Annotated in this window: 1 protein-coding gene; it reads right to left on the reverse strand. The window is 71.2% G+C overall.

Features of this window, described 5'->3' with window-relative positions:
- On the reverse strand, positions 1–267 hold a 267-nt coding region (locus ACLJNW_RS25610), incomplete at both ends, for an FUSC family protein (RefSeq protein WP_410961426.1).

Here is a 267-nt window from a genome sequence, read left to right on the forward strand (position 1 = left end):
GCGTAGCAGGGTTCGTCCGGCAGGCGCTCCTGCTCGCGACGCAGCTCGATGATCGCGTGGCCGACCTCGAGCACCAGGAACATCCAGCGCAGCAGCCCGCGCTGCACGTCCGGGCGCCCGGCGGCGACGCCATAGGCCTGGTTCAGCAGGTCGCGGGTACCGCTTTCGAAGGCCGAGCCAAGCCCCCTGCTCCTGCCGCTGATGGCGAACACCACGCGCATCCGCAGGTCGCGCTCGAGGCGCTTCCACAGCCAGGCGCTGTTGGGC

Source organism: Salmonella sp. SAL4457 (genome assembly GCF_046548235.1).
GTDB lineage: Bacteria > Pseudomonadota > Gammaproteobacteria > Enterobacterales > Enterobacteriaceae > Salmonella > Salmonella enterica.